The organism is Pseudomonas sp. WOUb67, from assembly GCF_050058005.1.
Taxonomy (GTDB): domain Bacteria; phylum Pseudomonadota; class Gammaproteobacteria; order Pseudomonadales; family Pseudomonadaceae; genus Aquipseudomonas; species Aquipseudomonas putida_R.
This window is the reverse complement of record NZ_CP170112.1, coordinates 6,279,808-6,299,688: the sequence shown is the minus strand read 5'-3', so window position 1 is coordinate 6,299,688 and position 19,881 is coordinate 6,279,808. Positions and strand designations below refer to the sequence as shown.

General features: G+C 67.2%; 1 protein-coding gene. It reads right to left on the bottom strand.

Annotated features, from left to right (window positions below):
- Window positions 1–47 precede the first annotated feature (47 nt).
- Complete coding sequence (locus ABOC32_RS27845; protein WP_426809630.1) at window positions 48–19,757, bottom strand: BapA/Bap/LapF family large adhesin; 19,710 nt, start codon at window positions 19,755–19,757, stop codon at window positions 48–50.
- Window positions 19,758–19,881: the final 124 nt, after the last annotated feature.

The window sequence follows — 19,881 nt, the reverse complement described above, 5'->3', positions numbered from 1 at the left end:
TGGTCGTCCTTGCCGCCGGGCATATGCCCGGCGGGTTTGCAGCGGCCTCAGACCACATGGATACCGTTCTGTACCCACAGGTGATGGCTTGGATCCTCCTGGGCCGTGTATTGGTTATAGTCGATACCGTCGGCAGTTTGGTTCCCGACCAGCGTCCAGTTGTCCGTCATGTGAACCGAGTCTTTGTCGTCCCCCTTGATGATCAGCGTGTCGGTGCCGGTTTCGGTGATTGCCACCACGTCCGCCAGGTTGAGCGTCAGCGCCACCGAACTGGTGTCGTTGAGGTCGATGACTTCGATGTCATGCACGCGCCCGGCCAGGTTGCCCAAGTCGATGCTGGCATCGCCGCCGCCCCACAGCAGGGTGTCGGTACCTGTGCCGCCCTCGACACTGGCGAAGTTCTGGTCAACCACCACCAGGGTGTCGTTGCCCGCACCACCCTGCAGGGTGATGTGGCCACCCTGGCTGCCATCGAGGTGGTCGTTGCCGTCGGTGCCCGCGATCACATCGGTGGCGGCTGCCAGGCTGGCCAGCGCTACGGCCTCGTCACCGGTATCGGCCTGCAGCGAAGTGAAGGTGGTGAGGCCGGCAGCATTGTCCAGGTTGATGGTGAGCGTGGCGGTGTCGGTGGTGCCGTTCGGGTGGGTCAGCTCGTAGGTGAAGGTGTCGTGCTGGCCGACCACTGCCGAGGTGAGCCCTGTGTTGAGGGTGTAGGTGTAGCTGCCGTCGGCATGCACCAGCAAGGTGCCATAGGTGCCGGCCACGCTCACCCCGTTGTAGCCCGGGATGGTGTAGGTGTTGGCCGCTGTCAGCACGCTCAGCACGGTCAGTGCCGAACCTACGTTGTCGTCGCTCAGCAGGTTGCCGGTAGCCGCGGTCGCGCTGCCCACCACGAACTGGTCCAGGTGCGTGGCCGTGGCATTGACCGTGGTGGTGATCGAGCTGAGCAGCCCGATGCCGCCTGCCGAGACTTTCACGTGGTAGGTGCCAGGCCCCTGGTCCTGGAAGGTATAGCCGGCACCTCCGCCCAGCAAGCTGACCAGTGAGCCCCCGTTCACCACCTGCACCGACACGTACAGGCCGGTCGCCGGGTTGAGCTTGAGCAGCTCGATGGTGGTGCCGTTTAGCAGGCTCAGGAGGTTGGTGGAGTTAACCACTACCTGCAGGTCGGTCACGGTGTTGGCAGCGACCGTGGTGGTGTACGTGGCCGAGCGCGAACCGATTACCGGCAGGCTGAGGGGCGTGAACGTGGTGGACGAGGTGGTTTCCGGGTTGACCAGGGTGATGTGGCTGCTGCCCACGTCGTTGACCGCATCCACCACCGTGGCTGGTGCGGCGTAGTTGCTGTCGCTCCAGATCTCCGTGGCTTGCGGGCTGTCGATGCGTACATACAGGTTGGCCGCATCGGACAGGCCGTTCGGGTGCACCAGCTGGTAGCTGAACACATCCACCTTGCCGACACTGCCTGGGCTGCCGTTCGGCGTGTAGGTGTAGCTGCCGTCACCATGGATCACCAGGGTGCCGTACAGGCCCTGCACCGTGGTGGCCGTACCCGCGGCAACGTAGCTGCCGTTTTTCAGCACTTGCAGCACGGCGCCGCTGTCCGGGCCACGGGCGTCCACGGTGCCATCGGTGCCCACGTCGGTGATGACGTTGCCCGAGGTGGGGGTGCCGGTACCGGTGAACTGGGTCAGGCTGGTGGAGGTGATATCCAGCGTGGTGCTCACGTTGGTGACCAGGCCAATGCCGCCACTGCCGACGGTCAGGCGGTAGTCACCGGCTTGCAGCACCCCGATGTCCACCTGCAGGCCGATTGGCAGCACGATCAGGTCGAGCAGCCCCTGGGTGTTGCCGGTGGCGAGGGTCACCCAGGCGCCGGTGGCGTCTTTCACCTGCAGGGTGAAGCTGGCGTTGTTGAGCAGTGCCAGCACGCTGTTGGTGGTCAGTGTCAGGGTCGGGTCGGCCGTAGTGCCGGCGGCTACCGTCCAGGTGAACGTCTTGGTGAAGCCTGACAGCACCGTAGTGAAACTGTCGGTGTAGGTCTTGCTGGCGCTTACCGGTACCAGGTTGACCGTTGCCGTCGCCAGGTTGTCGCTGGCGATGACCGGTGCGTTGGCGTCCACATCCGGCGCGGTGACGTTGACGTTGCCCGACACGTTGCCGCGCGGGTCGCTGACAGTAACCGAGAGGATCTGGCCGTTGTCCTGAGGCGGGTTCAGGGTCACGGTGAAGACGCCGTTCGGCTGCACCGTGGCGGTTTGCAGCACGGTACCGCTGGCGCTGCGCACGGTCACGGTGGCACCCACTTCGCCGGTACCGGTGAGGGTACCGCCGTCGGCACTGAACAGCAGGTTGCCGGCAGCCGCAGGCGGGGTCAGGTCCGGTGCGGTCAGCGCGGTGCCGGTGGACACGTTGCCGGCGCTGTCGGTGAGGGTGACGCTAAGCGCCTGGTTGTCGATCTGCGCGGCGGTCAGGCTGACCACGAACAGGCCGTTGCTGCCCACCGTCGCGGTACCCAGCACCGTCCCGGCACTGTTGCGCACGGTAACCGTGCTGCCGATCTGGCCAGAGCCGCTGACTGCGGTACCGTTGGCGTTGATGGTGGCCAGCGGGGCGGCAGGCGGTGTGGTGTCCGGTGCGGTCACGCTGGTGCTACCGGACAGGTTGCCCGCAGCATCGGCCTGGCGCACCACCAGCAGTTGCCCGTCGTTCTGAGGCGAGGTCAGGGTGATGGTGAAGGTGCCGTTGGCTTGCACCACGCCGGTACCGACCTGGCCGCTCGGGCCTTGCACGGTGACGGTTGCGCCAACCTCGCCGTTACCGGTAAGGACCGTGCCCGTGCCATTGATGGTCACGTTGGTCGGCACCGCTGGCGGCTGCACATCATTGGCTGTGAAGCTGGTGCTGCCCGACACGTTGCCCGCGGTGTCCGCCTGGCTCACGCCCAGCACCTGGCCATTGAGCTGCGCGGCGTTCAGGTTGACGGTGAACACACCGCCGCCATTCACCACCGCCGTGCCGAGCACGTTGTTGCTGGCGTCGCGCACGGTCACCGTGGCGCCGGCTTCACCCGTACCCGTCAGCACCAGGCCATTGACAGACAGGCTGGTCACCAGCGGGTTGGTGGGTGGCGTGATGTCAGCCGCCTGCAGGAAGGTCGGCTGCGATTCGCCGCCGATCAGTGCCACGGCTGTCACCGAAATGTGCTGGCCGTTGAGCTGGGCTGCGTTCAGCGTGAGCGTGAAGGTGCCGTTCAGGGTCGCGCCGCCCGTACCGATCAGGTTGCCTGCGGCATCGTACACGCGAATGCCCACGCCGCTTGGCGCATTGCCTGTCAGGGTGAGGCCGTCGCTGCCCAAGGTCACGTTGGTCGGCGGCACTGGCGGTGCGATCAGTGGGGTGACGTAGGTCGCGACTGCAGAGGTATTGATGCCGTCGGACTGTGTGATCGCCAAGGTTGCGAGCGAGCCCGCGGCCGGCACCAGGGTTATCTGGAAGTTGCCAGCGGCATCCACAACGCCGGTTCCGATCACGTTCCCAGCGAGGCTGACGGTGACCGAGGCATTGGCTTCGCCCTTGCCAGTCAGCACGTTGAAGGTGTTGTTGATCGCCAGGTTGGTTACCAGGTCGGGTGGCGAGGTGTCGTTGGTCTGGTAGGGGACCGTCACCGAAACGTTGCCGGCATCGTCCGTGGACACCACCGTCAGCAGTTGGCCGTTGTTTTGCGCCGGGCTGATAGGCACCGTGAACTGGCCGTTCTCACCTACCTCCACCGAGCCCACGATGTTGTTGTTCGGGCCGCGCACCGTGATGATGGTGCCGGCTTCGGCCGTACCGGTCATGGACGTGCCTGCCGGGTTGAGCAACAGGTTGCTCGGTTGCACCGGCGGCGTGAGGTCTGGCGCGGTCATCTGCAGGGGCGCCGACGGGTTGCCGGTGGTGTCCTGGGCAATGACGGTAAGGACCTCGCCGTTGATCTGCGGGTTGTTCAGGTTGAGGACAAAGGTGCCGTCCGGGTCGACCGTCACCTGGCCCAGCAGGTCGCCGTTATTGTTGATAACGGTGACCCGGGTGCCAGCTTCGGCGGTACCGATCACCTGCGTACCGCTGTCATTGATGATGGCAATCACGGTGGCCGGTGGGGTGATGTCCGGTGCCGTGAGCGTGCTGACCGTGGACACGTTGCCGCTACCGTCAGTCAGCGTTACCTGCAGCACCTGGCCATTCAATTGCGGTGCGTTCAGGCCGACCGTGAAGGTGCCATCGGCGGCCACCAACACGTCGGTGCCGATTTGCGTGGTACCGAGGTATACGCGCACCGTCGCACCGGCTTCGCCGACACCGCTCAGTGTGTCGCCTGCCACATTGAGCCGCAACTCGGTAGCGGCCGCAGGCGGCGTATGGTCCGGGGCCAGCACGGTGACCGGCAGGCTGATGTTGCCGGGTGGGTCGGCCTGGAGTACCGACAGTGTTTCGTGGTTGATCTGTGCTGGCGACAGTTCGACACGGAAGCTGCCATCTGCCAGCACTGTGCCGGTGCCCAGCACGGTACCGGCGGTATTGCTCACGATGACCGTTGCACCGGCTTCGCCCAGGCCGCTGACCACACTGCCGTCGGCGTTGATCACCACGGCGGTGAGCGGGGCCGGCGGCGTGAAGTCCGGCGTCTGCAGCGTTGCCACTGGCGACACGTTACCCGCCCCATCGGCCTGGGTGACGCTGAGCAGTTCGGCATTGCCCAATGCCGGGCTCAGCGTGAGGGTGAAGTGGCCGCTGGCATCGACGATGGTGCTGCCGATTGCCTGGCCGGCCGGGTTGGTAACGGTCACCAGCGCGCCGACTTCGCCGCGCCCGGTGATGGTGACGCCATCACTGGAAATGGCCAGTTCGGTGGGTGCTGCAGGGAGTGTGGTATCCGCTGCGGTGATGGCGCTGGCGGCGGACTGGTTGCCCGCCGCATCGGTCAGCACCACGTGCACCTGCTGGCCGTTGGCCTGAGGCGATGCGAAGCTGACCTGGAAGGTGCCGTCGGCGCGCACCGTTGCGCTGCCCAGCACAGTGCCATCGGCGGCGAGTACGCGGACAGTTGCACCCGCCTCGCCGGTACCGTTGAGCAGGCTGCCACCGCCGGCGAAGGCCAGGTTGGCGGCGGCATCCGGCGCCACCCGGTCAGGGGCGGTCAGGCTGACGCTGTTGGACTCGTTGCCGGCTACGTCGGACTGGCTGGCGCTGAGTTGTTCGCCGTTGATCTGTGCGGCGCCCAAGGTGACGCTGAAGTTGCCGCTGGCATCGACCACGGCGGTGCCCAGGTCGATACCGCCTTCGCCAATCACGGTGACGGTAGCGCCCGGTTCACCGCGGCCACTGAGTACCAGGCCGTCGTTGGACAGCACCAGGTTGGTCAGCGCTTGCGGCGCGGTGGTGTCCGGTGCCAGCAGGGTGGCCGGCAGCGAGACTGCGCCGTCGCTGCCGGTGGCGCTGACCTGTAGCACTTCACCGTTGGCCTGGGCACTGCCCAGGTTGACGGTGAAGGTACCGTCGTTGGCTACCGGGCTGCTGCCCAGCAATACGCCGTTGGGGCCATACACCTTGACCGTGCTGCCCACCGCTGCGGTACCGGTCACAGACAGGCCGTCAGCGGCCAGCACCAGGTTGTCTGGCGTTGCCGGTGCCAGAAGGCCCGGCGCCGTGACGTTTTGCGCAGGGGAGACGTTCTGTGCGGCATCAGCCTGGACCACGCTGAGGCTTTCACCGGTGATCGCGGCCGGCGACAGGGTCACGCTGAAGTGACCGTCGGCGCCGACCGTGGCAGTGCCCAGCACGGTATTGTCGGGTGCCCGCACGGTGACCGTTGCCCCTGCTTCGCCACTGCCTGTCAGGGTGGCCCCACTGGCGGAGACCGCCAGGTTGGTCACGGCCGCCGGCGGTGTGGTGTCGGCTGCGGTGTAAGGCGCAGTCGGCGACACGTTACCGGCCGCGTCGGTGGCGGTTACCTGCAGGCTCTGGCCATTGGTCTGGGCACTGTTCAGGGTGACCTGGAAGGTGCCGTTGCTGCCGGCGACCGCCGTGCCCAGCACATTGCCACTGGCATCGCGCACGGTCACGGTACTGCCGGCTTCGGCGTTACCGGTCAGTTGCAGACCCGTACCGGACAGCGCCAGGGCTGTCGGTGCCGCAGGTGGGGTGAAGTCCGGCGCGGTGACCGCCACGGCGGTGGAGGTGTTGTTGCCCGCGTCGGTCTGCGTCACGCTCAGGTGCTGGGCGTTTAGCTGAGCGCTGTCCAGGGTCAAGGTGAAGCTGCCGTTGGCGGCCACCAGGCCGGTGCCGATGATGGTGCCATCCGGGCCGCGTACGGTGACCGTGGCGCCGGCTTCGCCCAGGCCGGTCAGGGTCAGGCCGTTGTTGTTCAACGCGACGTTGGTCAGCGGCGCGGGTGGGGTCAGGTCCGGGGTCGTCACGTTGACTGCTGGCGACGTATTGCCGGCGGCATCCACTTGCGTGACGCCGATGGCCTGGCCGTTGGCTTGCGGGGTGTCGAAGGTCACCGTGAAGCGGCCGTCGGCGCCCACCGTGGCGGTGCCCAGCACGCTGCCGGCGGCGTTGCGTACCTGCACGGTAGCGCCCACTTCACCGCTGCCGGACAGCTGCCGGCCGTCCTGGCTCAAGGCCGGGTTGGTGATGGCAGCGGGTGGCGTGCGGTCTGGCGTGGCCAGGCTGGCCGGGCCGGAGACGTTGCCGGCCGCATCGCTGAGGGTGACCTGCAGCGGGCTGCCGGTGGTTTGGGCGTTGGGCAGGGTGACCTGGAACTGGCCGTTCTGGTTGACGGTACCGGTGGCCAGGATGGCGCCACTGGCATCGCGAATGGTCACGGTAGCGCCCGCTTCGCCCTGGCCGCTGAGCACGGTAGCCGCGTTGTTCAGGCTGAGGTTGCTGGCCGCCAGCGGTGCCTGCAGGTCGGGTGCCTGCACGCTGGCTGCCAACGATACGTTACCGGCGGCGTCGGCCTGGGTGACGATCAGGTTCTGGCCGTTGGCCGCAGCCGGAGCGAGGTTGACGCTGTACAAGCCATTGCTGCCAACCACGGCGCTGCCGAGCAGGGTGCCCTGGGCGTCGGTGACCCGAACGGTGGCGCCCACTTCGCCCTGGCCGGTCAGCGTGCTGCCGGTGCGGTCGATGTTTGCGGTAGGTGCGTTTGGCGCGGTGGTGTCGTTGGCGATGACGGTAGCCGGAACCGATGGCTGGCCATCGGCGCCGATACGTGCGCTGACCTGCAAGGTTTGCGCATTGAGTTGGGCGTTGCCGAAGAACACCCGGAAGGAGCCATCGCTGCCCACCGTCGCGGTGCCCAGGGTGGTGCCGCCGGACGTCACGGTAATCAGCGAGCCGACCGTGCCGGTACCCGTCAGCACGAAGCCATCGGCACTGATGGCCAAGCCTGCAGGCGTTGCCGCCTCGGTGCCGGTCGGGCCGCTCAGGGTAACGCCATCGGACTCATTGCCGGCAGGGTCGATGACCACCACGCTGACTTGATCGCCCGAGGTCAACGGCGGGTTGACCGGTATCACGAAGGTGCCATCCGGGCCCGCAGTTGTCGTGCCGAGGTCGTCGCCGGTGACCGGGTCGCGGATGACCACGGTGCTACCCGGCTCAGCAGTACCGCCAATGGTGCTGCCATCCGGGCTCACGGTCACGCCGGTGGCGGGTTCCGGGTCGGTGGTGTCGGGTGCGGTGACGGTAACCGGCGCCGAGCTGTTGCCAGCCGGGTCGGTGACGATCACGGTCACGGTTTCGCCGTTGTTCTGGGGGGTCGGCAACGTCACGCTGAAGCTGCCGTCGGCATTCACCGGAACCGTGGTTTCCACGCCAGCGCCGTCACGCACGGTCACGGTTTCTGCACCCGGCGCGTTGCCGCTGACGGTAGTGCCATCCTCGCTGACCTCAACCCCGGTCGGCAGGGCCGGTGGGGTGATGTCCGGTGCATTGATCGGTGTGTTGTCGGAAACGTTGCCCGCGGCATCGGTCAGGGTTACCTGCAGGGTCTGGCCATCCAGCTGTGCGGGTGCCAGCGGCACGGTGAAGCTGCCGCCTGCCGGTACCACCACGCTGCCCAGCAGATCGCCGGCGGCATTGCGGACCTCGACGGTGCTGCCTGCTTCACCCGTGCCCTGGATGGCGTTGCCGCCCGCGGTGATGGTGAGGCCGGCCGGAGCGGTCGGTGCCGTGTTGTCGTCGGCGGTGAAGGTGGCCGATGGCGAGGCATTGCCGCCGCCATCGATCAGCACCACCGACAGCACTTCGCCGTTGGTCTGGGCGGGGTTCAGTGTCACTTCGAACGTACCGCCTGCACCCACCGGGATGGTGCCCAGCAGGTCACCTGCAGCGTTGCGAACCTCGACGGTGCTACCAGGCTCGCCCTGGCCGCTGAGCAGCGTGCCGGTAGGGTCAAGGCCCAGGCCTTGCGCCGGCAACGGTGCCTCGAGGTCGGGTGCGGTGACGGTGCCGGCGGGTGAGTCGTTACCGGCGTTGTCCGCCTGGCTGACGGACAGGGTCTGGCCATTGAGCTGTGGCGGGTCAATGCTCACCTGGAAGCTGCCATTGGGCTGAACGGTGGCGGTGCCCAGCACGGTGCCTTGGGCGTTGGTGACACTTACCTGTGCACCTGGCTCGCCGCTGCCGGTAATGGTCCGGCCATCGCCGGACAGGGTCAGGCCGGTCGGGGTAGCCGGCAACTCGGTGTCCGGTGCCGGCAGGTCGACTGCCGCCGACAGGTTGCCGGTCGGGTCACGCTGCTCCACGGTCAATGCCTGGCCGTTGGTCTGCGGTGGGGTGAGGGTGATTTCGAAACCACCGTTTGCGCCGACCAGGGCACTGCCCAGCACGCTGCCGTCCGGCCCGCGCACGGTGACGGTGGCACCGGGTTCGCCGTTGCCGGTGACCGTGGTGCCGGTGCCATCGATGGCCGGGGTGGTGACTACCTGCGGCGGCGTGGAGTCGGGTGCGGTGAAGCTCACCGGCCCGGCGCTGTTGCCCTGGTTGTCGGTGGCCTCGACGGTCAGGCTTTCACCATTTCGCTGTGGCGCGTTGAGGGTGACGTCGAAGCGGCCGTCCCCACCGACTGTGGCGGTGCCCAGCACGGTGCCGTTGGCGTCGCGCACGGTGACGATGGAGCCACTTTGGCCCACGCCGGTCAGGTGAATACCTGCCGTATCGATGGCCATGCCCGAAGGTTGCAGCGGGCCATCGATGTCGGGCGCCATGAGGGTGGCGGTCGAGGTGTTGCCGGCTGCGTCGCGAAGTACCACGTCCAGTTCCTGGCCGTCGGTCTGCGGCGGGATCAGGACCACGCTGATCACACCGTCAGCACCCACCTGGGCGTTGCCCAGCACGGTACCGTCGGCGCTGATGACCTGCACGGTGGTGCCCGGCTCTCCGCGGCCGGTCAGCAGGCTGCCATCGGCGCTTACTTGCAGCTGGGTGGCTTCATTGGGCGGGGTGATATCGGGGGCGAGGATCTGGGTAGGCAGCGAGCTGTTGCCAGCGCCATCGACAGCCACCACATCCAGGGTTTCGCCGTTGGCCTGTGCCGGGGTGAGTGTGATGAGGAAGCTGCCGTCCGGGCCAGCCTGGGTGCTGCCCAGCACATTGCCCTGTGCGTCGCGCACTTCTACCTGCGTACCTGCCGGGGCGGTACCGGCGAGGGTAGAGCCGTCAGGGGCCACTACAATGCCGCTCGGGCTCTCGGGCAGCGGTGTATCGGCAACCGTCACGCTGAGCCCCACCGAGGTGTTGCCAGCAGCATCGGTCTGTACCACCACGAGGGTTTCGCCCGCCACCAGCGGTGCTTCAAGGTCGACCACGAAGGTGCCATTCGCTGCCACGGTGCCGGTACCGATGACCGCGCCCAGTGCGTCGCGTACTTCCACGGTGGCGCCGGGTTCGCCCCGGCCAGACACGGCCAGGCTGCCATCGGCTGCCACCACGTCGGTGACGAGTGTCGGGGGGGTGATGTCCGGGGTCACGTAGCTCAGCGGTGCCGAGATGTTGCCTGCCTCATCGATCACGGTGATGGACACGGTTTCGCCATTGGCCTGTGGCGGGTCGAGGGTCAGGCTGAAGCTGCCATCAGGTTGGGCAATGGCGGTACCGATCAGGTTGCCCGAGGCATCCCTTACCTCTACCCGGGCGCCCCCTTCGGCAGTGCCGGTCAGGCTCACGCCATCGGTCAGCACCAGGGCGGTCGGTTGCACCGGTGGCACCAGGTCCGGGGCCGCCAGTGGGCTAGGTGTGGACACGTTGCCGGCGGCATCGGTCAGGGTCACTTGCAGGGATGATCCATCCACCACCGGGGTTGGTAGTTGCACGTTGAAGCTGCCATCCGGTTGTACGGTACCGCTCACCAGCACCTGGCCCTGATCGTTGAGCACTTTCACGGTGGCGCCCACTTCACCACGGCCGGAGACCGTGCGGCCATCGGCGCTGATGACCAGTTGGGTAGCTGGCGCTGGCGGGGTGGTGTCGCCGCCGTTATCAATGATCGGCGCGGTGACGGTACCGGCCGTGGAGGCGTTGCCTGCGGTATCGGTGGCGGTCACCCGCAACTGCTCGCCGGCCACTTGTGGCGGGGTGAGGCCGATGCTGAATGCACCGTTGGCCCCCACCACCACACTGCCCAGCACGGTAGTCCCGTCGGCTGCCAGCACACGCACGGTGCTGCCGGCTTCGGCACGCCCGGTCACCACGCTGCCATTGGCGCTGACGGCGAGTTCGCTTGGTGCGGTAGGGGCGGTGATGTCCGGCGCGGACACTTGTATCGGCAGTGACGAAGCCCCGTTGTTGTCGATGGCGACCACGTCCAGCAGCTGGCCGTTGGCCTGTGCCGGGTTGAGCACGACAGTGAAGGTGCCCTCGGCACCCACCACGATGCTGCCGACCACGGCGCCGTTGGCATCATGCACTTCCACGCGGCTGCCGACCGGCGCGGAACCGCTGATGCTGGTGCCATCCGCAGCGATTACCAGGTCACTCGGGCTGGCCGGTGTGGGCACCAGCGGTACGTCGAAGGTCAAGGCCGTGGACGCATTGCCGCTGGCGTCCGTCTGCACCAGGCTCAGGCGCTCGCCCGGCAGCGCGGCCGGGGCCAGGTCGAGCAGGAAGGTGCCGTTGGCGGTCACCGTGCCCGTGCCGATCACGGTGCCATTGACGTCGCGTACTTCGACGGTGGCCCCGGCTTCGCCGCGACCGCTCAGGGTCAGGCCGCCTGTGCCGACCACGATGTTGCCGACTGCGGCAGGGGGGGTGATATCCGGTGCATCGAACGGCAATGGGGTCGAGACATTACCGGCGGCGTCTACCAGGCGGATGTCGAGGACCTCGCCATTGGCCTGGGCAGGGGAGAGGGTAACGCTGAAGCTGCCGTTCGGGTTGACCACGCCAGTGCCGATCACGTTGCCCGAGACGTCGCGCACCTGAACGGTAGCGCCAGGCTCACCGCTACCGGTCAAGGTAACGCCGCCGGCCAGTTCCAGACCGGTGGGCTGGGCCGGGGCTTGCAGGTCTGGGGTGGCCACTGTGCCAGGGGTGGAGGCATTGCCGGCGGCATCGGTCAGCACCACTTGCAGGGTACTGCCATCGTGGACCGGCGGGGCCAGGGTGACCTGGAAGGTGCCGTCCGGGTTGACCGTGCCGTTGGCCAGCACGTTGCCCTGGGCATCGCGCACCTGCACGCTGGCGCCCGCTTCGCCACGGCCGCTCAGTTGGCCACCGGCCAGGCCGACGACCAGGTTGGTTGGCGCCAGGGGTGGGGTGGTATCGCCACCGTCGATGTCTGGGGCAGTGACGCTACCGGCGCTGGAGGCATTGCCGGCGGCGTCGGTCGCGGTAACTTGCAGCACCTCACCGTCCACCTGTGCCGGGTTGAGGGTGATGCTGAAGCTGCCGGTAGCGCCCACTACCGCCGTACCCAGCACGGTAGTGCCATCGGCGGCCAGCACACGCACGGTGCTGCCCGCTTCGGCACGGCCGGTGACGACGGTGCCGTTGGCATTGATTGCGAGTTCGCTCGGTGCGGCCGGGGCGGTGATGTCCGGTGCAAAAACCTGCACCGGCAGGGACGAAGCACCCGTGCCGTCGATGGCGACCACGTCCAGCAGCTCGCCGTTGGCCTGGGCCGGGTTGAGGATGACGGTGAAGGTGCCTTCGGCGCCCACCACCACGCTGCCGACCAGGTTGCCGTTGGCATCGCGTACTTCCACGCGGCTACCGGCCGGGGCAGCACCTGTGATGCTGGTGCCATTCGCGGCGACTACCAGGTCGCTGGGGCTGGCAGGGGCAGTGGTCAGCGGTACTTCATACTGCAAGGCTGCGGACGCGTTGCCGCTCGGGTCGGTTTGAATCAGGCTCAGTGCGGCGCCCGGTTGGGCTGCCGGGTCGAGATTGACCACGAAGGTGCCGTTGGCGCCGATCGTGGCGGTGCCGATGACGGTACCGATGGCATCACGCACTTCAACCGTGGCACCGGCTTCGCCGCGGCCGCTGAGCACCAGGCCACCGGCACCGACCACGATATTGCTGACCGCCGCAGGCGGGGTGATGTCCGGTGCAGCGAACTGCAGCGGCGCAGAGCTGTTGCCGGCGGCATCCACCAAGCGCACGTCCAGCGCCTCGCCATTGGCCTGCGCCGGGGACAGGGTGACGCTGAAGGTGCCGTCTGAGTTGACCAGGCCGGTGCCAATCACGTTGCCGGCGCTATTGCGCACCTGCACCGTGGCGCCGGGTTCGCCGCGGCCGGTGAAGGTGACGCCATCGGCCAGGGCCAGTTCGGTCGGCTGCGTCGGGGCTTGCAGGTCTGGCGAGGTGGCCGAGCCTGGTTGCGAGATGTTGCCAGCGGCATCGGTGAGGGTGACTTGCAACGTGCTGCCGTCATTCACGGCAGGGGACAAGGTTACAGCGAAGGTGCCATCCGGGCCGACGGTACCGGTTGCCAGGACAGTGCCTGCGGCATCGCGTACCTGCACGGTGGCGCCGGCCTCGCCACGCCCGCTCAACTGGCCGCCCGCCAGGCCAAACACCAGGTTGGTCGGTGCGTCGGGTGGTGTGGTATCGCCACCGTCGATATCGGGTGCGGTGACCGAGCCCGCGGTCGAGGTGTTGCCGGTGGCATCGGTGGCGGTGACTTGCAGCACTTCGCCGTCGACCTGTGCGGGGTTGAGGGTGATGCTGAAGCTGCCGGTGGCGCCAACCACGACGCTGCCCAGCACGGTGACGCCATCGGCGGCCAGCACACGCACGGTGCTTCCCGGTTCGGCACGACCGGTGACGATAGTGCCGTCAGCGTTGACGGCCAGCTCGCCCGGGGCGGCAGGTGCGGTGATGTCCGGTGCGGTGACCTGCGCTGGCAGGGACGATACGCCAGCATCGTCGATGGCTACCACGTCCAGCAGTTCGCCATTGGCCTGCGCCGGGTCGAGGACCACGGTGAAGCTGCCATCGGGGCCGGCCACGACACTGCCAATCAGCGTGCCGTTGGCATCATGCACTTCCACGCGGGTGCCTGCAGGTGCAGTACCGCTGATGCTGCTGCCATCTTCGGCGAACACCAGGTCGCTGGGGCTGGCCGGGGCGGTGGTTACCGGCACCTCGTACTGCAGTGCTGCGGAGGCGTTGCCGCTCGGGTCGGTCTGCACCAGGCTCAGTTGCTCACCCGGCTGCACCGCTGGGTCGAGGTTGATCAGGAAGGTGCCGTTGGCGGCGACCACACCGGTGCCGATCACGGCGCCGTTGGCATCACGCACTTCGACGGTGGCGCCGGCTTCGCCGCGGCCGCTCAGGGCCGCGCCCTCAGCGCCGACCGCGATATTGCTCACGGCAGAGGGCGGGGTGATGTCCGGTGCATCGAATTGCAGTGGGGCCGAGGTGTTGCCGGCAGCATCTACCAGGCGTACGTCCAGCGCTTCGCCATTGGCCTGGGCTGGTGCAAGGGTGATGCTGAACAGGCCATCGACAGCGACGATGCCGGTGCCGATAAGGGTGCCGGCGGCATTACGGACTTGCACGGTTGCGCCCGGCTCGCCACGACCTGTGAAGGTCACGCCGTCAGCCAGGGCCAGGTCAGTCGGTTGGGCAGGCGGCAGCAGGTCAGCCGAGGTAACCGAGCCCGGCTGGGAAACGTTGCCGGCCGCATCGGTCAGGGTGACTTGCAGGGTACTGCCGTCGATCACGGCAGGGGCCAGGGTGATGGTGAAAGTGCCGTCAGCACCGACGGTGCCAGTCGCGAGGATGTTGCCAGCAGCGTCTCTCGCCTGCACGGTAGCGCCGGCTTCGCCGCGGCCACTGAGTTGGCTGCCTGCGAGACCGATTATCAGGTTGGTCGGCGCCTCTGGTGGGGTGGTGTCACCGCCGTCAATGTCTGGCGCTGTGACCGAGCTTGCAACGGAAGTGTTGCCTGCGGCATCGGTCGCCGTGGCCTGAAGTACTTCGCCGTCGACTTGTGGCGGCGCGAGGTTGATGCTGAATACACCGGTCGGGCCGACCACGGCCGTGCCCAGTTCGGTGCCGTCGACCGCAACAATGCGCACGGTGCTGCCCGGTTCGGCACGGCCCGTCAGGACGGTGCCGTTCGCGCTGACGGCCAGTTCGGTCGGGGCGGCAGGCGCGGTGATATCCGGTGCGCTGATCTGCGCAGGTAGCGAGGAAACGCCGCTGTCATCGATTGCGACCACATCCAGCAGTTCGCCATTGGCTTGGGCAGGGTTCAGTTCGATGCTGAAGGTGCCGTCGGCATTGGCGATGGCGCTGCCGATCAGGGTGCCATTGGCGTCGTGTACCTCTACGCGAGTACCTGCCGGGGCGGAGCCGGTGAGGGTTGTACCGTCTGCATCGATGGCCAGGTTGCTCGGGCTGACCGGTGCAGTGGTCAGTGGCACATCGTATTCGAGGGCAACAGAGGCGTTGCCGCTTGGGTCGGTCTGCACCAGGCTCAGTTGCTCACCCGGCTGCACCGCTGGGTCGAGGTTGATCAGGAAGGTGCCGTTGGCGGCGACCACACCGGTACCGATCACGGTGCCGTTGGCATCGCGCACTTCGACGGTGGCACCCGGTTCGCCACGACCGCTCAGCACCGCGCCCTCGGCGCCGACCGCGATATTGCTCACGGCAGCGGGCGGGGTGATGTCCGGTGCATCGAATTGCAGGGGTGCCGAGGTGTTGCCGGCGGCGTCCACCAGACGTACGTCCAGCGCTTCACCGTTAGCCTGGGCGGGCGCAAGGGTAATGCTGAACAGGCCATCGACAGCGACGATGCCGGTGCCGATAAGGGTGCCGGCGGCATTACGGACTTGCACGGTTGCGCCCGGCTCGCCACGACCGGTGAAGGTCACGCCGTCAGCCAGGGCCAGGTCAGTCGGTTGGGCAGGCGGCAGCAGGTCTGCCGAGGTAACCGAGCCAGGTTGCGATACGTTGCCGGCCGCATCGGTCAGGGTGACTTGCAGGGTACTGCCGTCGATCACGGCAGGGGCCAGGGCGACGGTGAAGGTGCCGTCAACACCGACGGTGCCAGTCGCGAGGATGTTGCCTGCGGCATCACGTACCTGCACGGTGGTGCCGGCTTCGCCACGGCCGCTCAGCTGGCTGCCCGCGAGACCGATCACCAGGTTGGTCGGGGCTTCAGGCGGCGTGATATCGCCACCGTCGATATCTGGTGCAGTGACCGAACTGGCCACCGAGGTATTGCCGGCGGCATCGGTCGCCGTAGCTTGCAGCACTTCGCCGTCGACTTGCGGCGGCGCGAGGTTGATGCTGAACACGCCGGTCGGGCCGACCACGGCCGTGCCCAGTTCGGTGCCATCGGCTGCCAGGATACGCACGGTGCTGCCCGGTTCGGCACGGCCTGTCAGCACGGTGCCGTTCGCGCTGACGGCCAGCTCGGTCGGGGCGGCAGGCGCAGTGATATCCGGTGCACTTATCTGCGCAGGCAGCGAAGAAACGCCGCTGTCATCGATCGCGACCACATCCAGCAGTTCGCCGTTGGCTTGGGCTGGGTTGAGCTCGATGCTGAAGGTGCCGTCGGCATTGGCGATGGCGCTGCCGATCAGGGTGCCGTTAGCGTCATGCACTTCTACGCGAGTACCCGCTGGGGCGGAACCAGTCAGGGTCGTGCCATCGGCATCGATGGCCAGGTTGCTCGGGCTGACCGGTGCAGTGGTTAGCGGTACATCATATTCAAGGGCTACGGAAGCGTTGCCGCTTGGGTCGGTCTGCACCAGGCTCAGGTGTTCACCCGGCTGCGCAGCGGGGTTCAGTTCGATCAGGAAGGTGCCGTTGGCGCCGACCACACCGGTACCGATGACGGTGCCGTTGGCGTCGCGGACTTCGACGGTAGCCCCCGGTTCGCCGCGACCGCTCAGCACCGCGCCCTCGGCGCCGACCGCGATATTGCTCACGGCAGCGGGCGGGGTGATGTCCGGTGCATCGAATTGCAGTGGGGCCGAGGTGTTACCGGCAGCATCTACCAGGCGCACATCCAGGGCTTCGCCATTGGCCTGCGCGGGCGCAAGGGTGATGCTGAACAGGCCATCGGCACCGACGACGCCAGTGCCGATAAGGGTGCCGGCGGCATTACGGACTTGCACGGTTGCGCCCGGTTCGCCGCGACCGGTGAAGGTCACGCCGTCAGCCAGGGCAAGTTCAGTTGGTTGGGCTGGCGGCAGCAGGTCGGCGGAGGTGACCGAGCCCGGTTGCGACACGTTGCCGGCGGCGTCGGTCAGGGTGACTTGCAAGGTACTGCCGTCGATCACGGCAGGGGCCAGGGCGAGGGTGAAGGTGCCGTCAGCACCGACGGTGCCAGTCGCGAGGATGTTGCCTGCGGCATCACGTACCTGCACGGTGGTGCCGGCTTCGCCACGGCCGCTCAGCTGGCTGCCCGCGAGACCGATCACCAGGTTGGTCGGCGCCTCTGGTGGGGTGGTGTCACCGCCGTCAATGTCTGGCGCTGTGACCGAGCTGGCAACGGAAGTGTTGCCTGCGGCATCTGTCGCAGTGGCTTGCAGTACTTCACCGTCGACTTGCGGTGGGTTGAGATTGATGCTGAACACGCCGGTTGGGCCGACCACGGCTGTGCCCAGTTCGGTGCCATCGGCTGCCAGGATACGCACGGTGCTGCCTGGTTCGGCACGGCCTGTCAGCACGGTGCCGTTCGCGCTGACGGCCAGCTCGGTCGGGGCGGCAGGCGCAGTGATATCCGGTGCACTTATCTGCGCAGGCAGCGAAGAAACGCCGCTGTCATCGATGGCAACCACATCCAGCAGTTCGCCATTGGCTTGGGCAGGGTTCAGTTCGATGCTGAAGGTGCCGTTGGCATTGGCGATGGCGCTGCCGATGAGGGTGCCGTTAGCGTCATGCACTTCTATGCGAGTACCCGCTGGGGCGGAACCAGTCAGGGTCGTGCCATCGGCATCGATGGCCAGGTTGCTCGGGCTGACCGGTGCAGTGGTTAGCGGTACATCGTATTCGAGGGCAACGGAAGCGTTGCCGCTTGGGTCGGTCTGCACCAGGCTCAGGTGCTCACCCGGCAGCGCAACTGGGCTGAGGTCAATCAGGAAGGTGCCGTTGGCGCCAACCACACCGGTACCGATCACAGTACCGTTGGCATCGCGCACTTCGACGGTAGCCCCCGGTTCGCCGCGACCGCTCAGCACCGCGCCCTCGGCGCCGACCGCGATGTTGCTCACGGCAGCGGGCGGGGTGATGTCCGGTGCATCGAATTGCAGTGGTGCCGAGGTGTTGCCGGCGGCGTCCACCAGGCGTACGTCCAGTGCTTCGCCATTGGCCTGGGCAGGGTTCAGGGTCAAGCTGAACAAACCATCGGCACCGACGACGCCAGTGCCGATGAGGGTGCCGGCGGCGTTACGGACTTGCACGGTTGCGCCCGGCTCGCCACGACCGGTGAAGGTCACGCCGTCAGCCAGGGCCAAGTCAGTCGGTTGGGCAGGCGGCAGCAGGTCGGCCGAGGTAACCGAGCCCGGCTGGGAAACGTTGCCGGCGGCATCGGTCAGGGTGACTTGCAGGGTACTGCCGTCGACCACGGCAGGGCTCAAGGACACCACAAAGTTGCCATCCGGACCGACAGTGCCAGTCGCCAGCAGGTTACCTGCTGCGTCACGCACCTGCACGGTAGCGCCGGCTTCGCCACGGCCGCTCAGCTGGCTACCCGCCACGCCGATTACCAGGTTGGTCGGGGCTTCAGGCGGCGTGATATCGCCACCGTCGATATCCGGTGCAGTGACCGAACTGGCCACCGAGGTATTGCCGGCGGCATCGGTCGCCGTAGCTTGCAGCACTTCGCCGTCGACTTGCGGCGGCGCGAGGTTGATGCTGAACACGCCGGTCGGGCCGACCACAGCCGTGCCCAGTTCGGTGCCATCGGCTGCCAGGATACGCACGGTGCTGCCCGGTTCGGCACGGCCTGTCAGCACGGTGCCGTTCGCGCTGACGGCCAGTTCGGTCGGTGCGGCAGGCGGCGTGATGTCCGGTGCTGTGAATGCCAGCGGGATCGAACTGTTGCCAGCGGCGTCCACCTGGCGAATGTCCAGGGCTTCGCCGTTGGCCTGGGCTGGCGAGAGGGTGAGGCTGAAGGTACCGTCGGCGTTCACCAGGCCGCTGCCGATGAGGTTGCCGGCAGCATCGCGCACCTGCACGGTGGCGCCAGGTTCGCCGCGACCGGTGAGGGCTACACCGTTGGCCAGGGCCAGGTCGGTCGGCTGGTCTGGGGCGGTGGTGTCAGGGTTGTCGACGTCCGGTGCCGTGATGCTGGCAGCTGGCGAAGTATTGCCGGCAGCGTCCACGGCGCTGACTTCCAGGGCCTGGCCGTCGGTTTGTGGCGGTTGCAGGGTGATGCTGAACTGGCCATCCGCACCCGCTACCGCAGTGCCCAGCACTACGCCGTCAGCGCCGCGTACGGAAACCGTCGAGCCAGGTTCGGCACGCCCGGTAAGGGTGGTGCCCTGTTCGTTGATGGCGAGGTCGGTTGGAGCCAGTGGTGCGGTTGCATCCGGGGCCGTCACCGCGCCTGGCGCCGAGACGTTACCGGCGCCATCGGTCAGGGTGACTTCAAGGTTTTCGCTGTTGATCTGTGGTGGGTTCAACGTCACGTTGAAGCTGCCGTCGGCACCGACGGTGCCGCTGCCGATCAGGTTGCCGGCAGCATCGCGGATGTTCACCGTGGCGCCCGCTTCGCCACGGCCGCTCAGGCGCAGGCCATCTGGCGAGACCAGCAGGTCGATGGGCGTGGCCGGCGCTGTGGTGTCAGGGTTCGAGCCACCGCTGCTGCCACCACCGCCATTATTGGTCGCAGCCGCCACACCCCCGACACCGAGCAGGCTGAGCCCGGCAATCGCGAAGGTCGACATGGCGCTACCGGCGGTGCCGATACCTGCGACTAGTTCATCCAGCGAGGCCACATCCTCGAAGGTAAAACCGGTAAACGCAGCGGCGTCATACTGCGCATGCCACAGGGTGCCGTCCTCGCCGACGAAGACGATGTCGCTGCCGACCCCGGCCTGGTCCACCGCGAAGAAGTTGCCAACGGTGACTTTTTCACCCGACTTCAGGGTGATGATCAGGTCCTGCCCGCGTTGGGTAACGGTGGCTACTTTGTCGGGAGATACCGGCATCTGCACGACGCCTGGTGCTTTGAGATTGATATTGCCCCAGGCGCTCTGAGTGGCGACTTCGGATTGCTTGTCGGCGATGACGATGTTGTCCATGGATGCTCCCTGCTGGTAACCGGATCCCCCGGCCCGACAGTTCGGGCCACAACCGCCATAACAGAGCCCTTGCAGGGGTGTTACGTGCAGCCTCGACCAGGCAGTCGAGATTTGGGTGGTTAGG

Excerpts from the sequence above, each read along its gene's own strand:
- ABOC32_RS27845 (WP_426809630.1), bottom strand. The coding sequence starts at position 19,757 with ATGGACAACATCGTCATCGCCGACAAGCAATCCGAAGTCGCCACTCAG.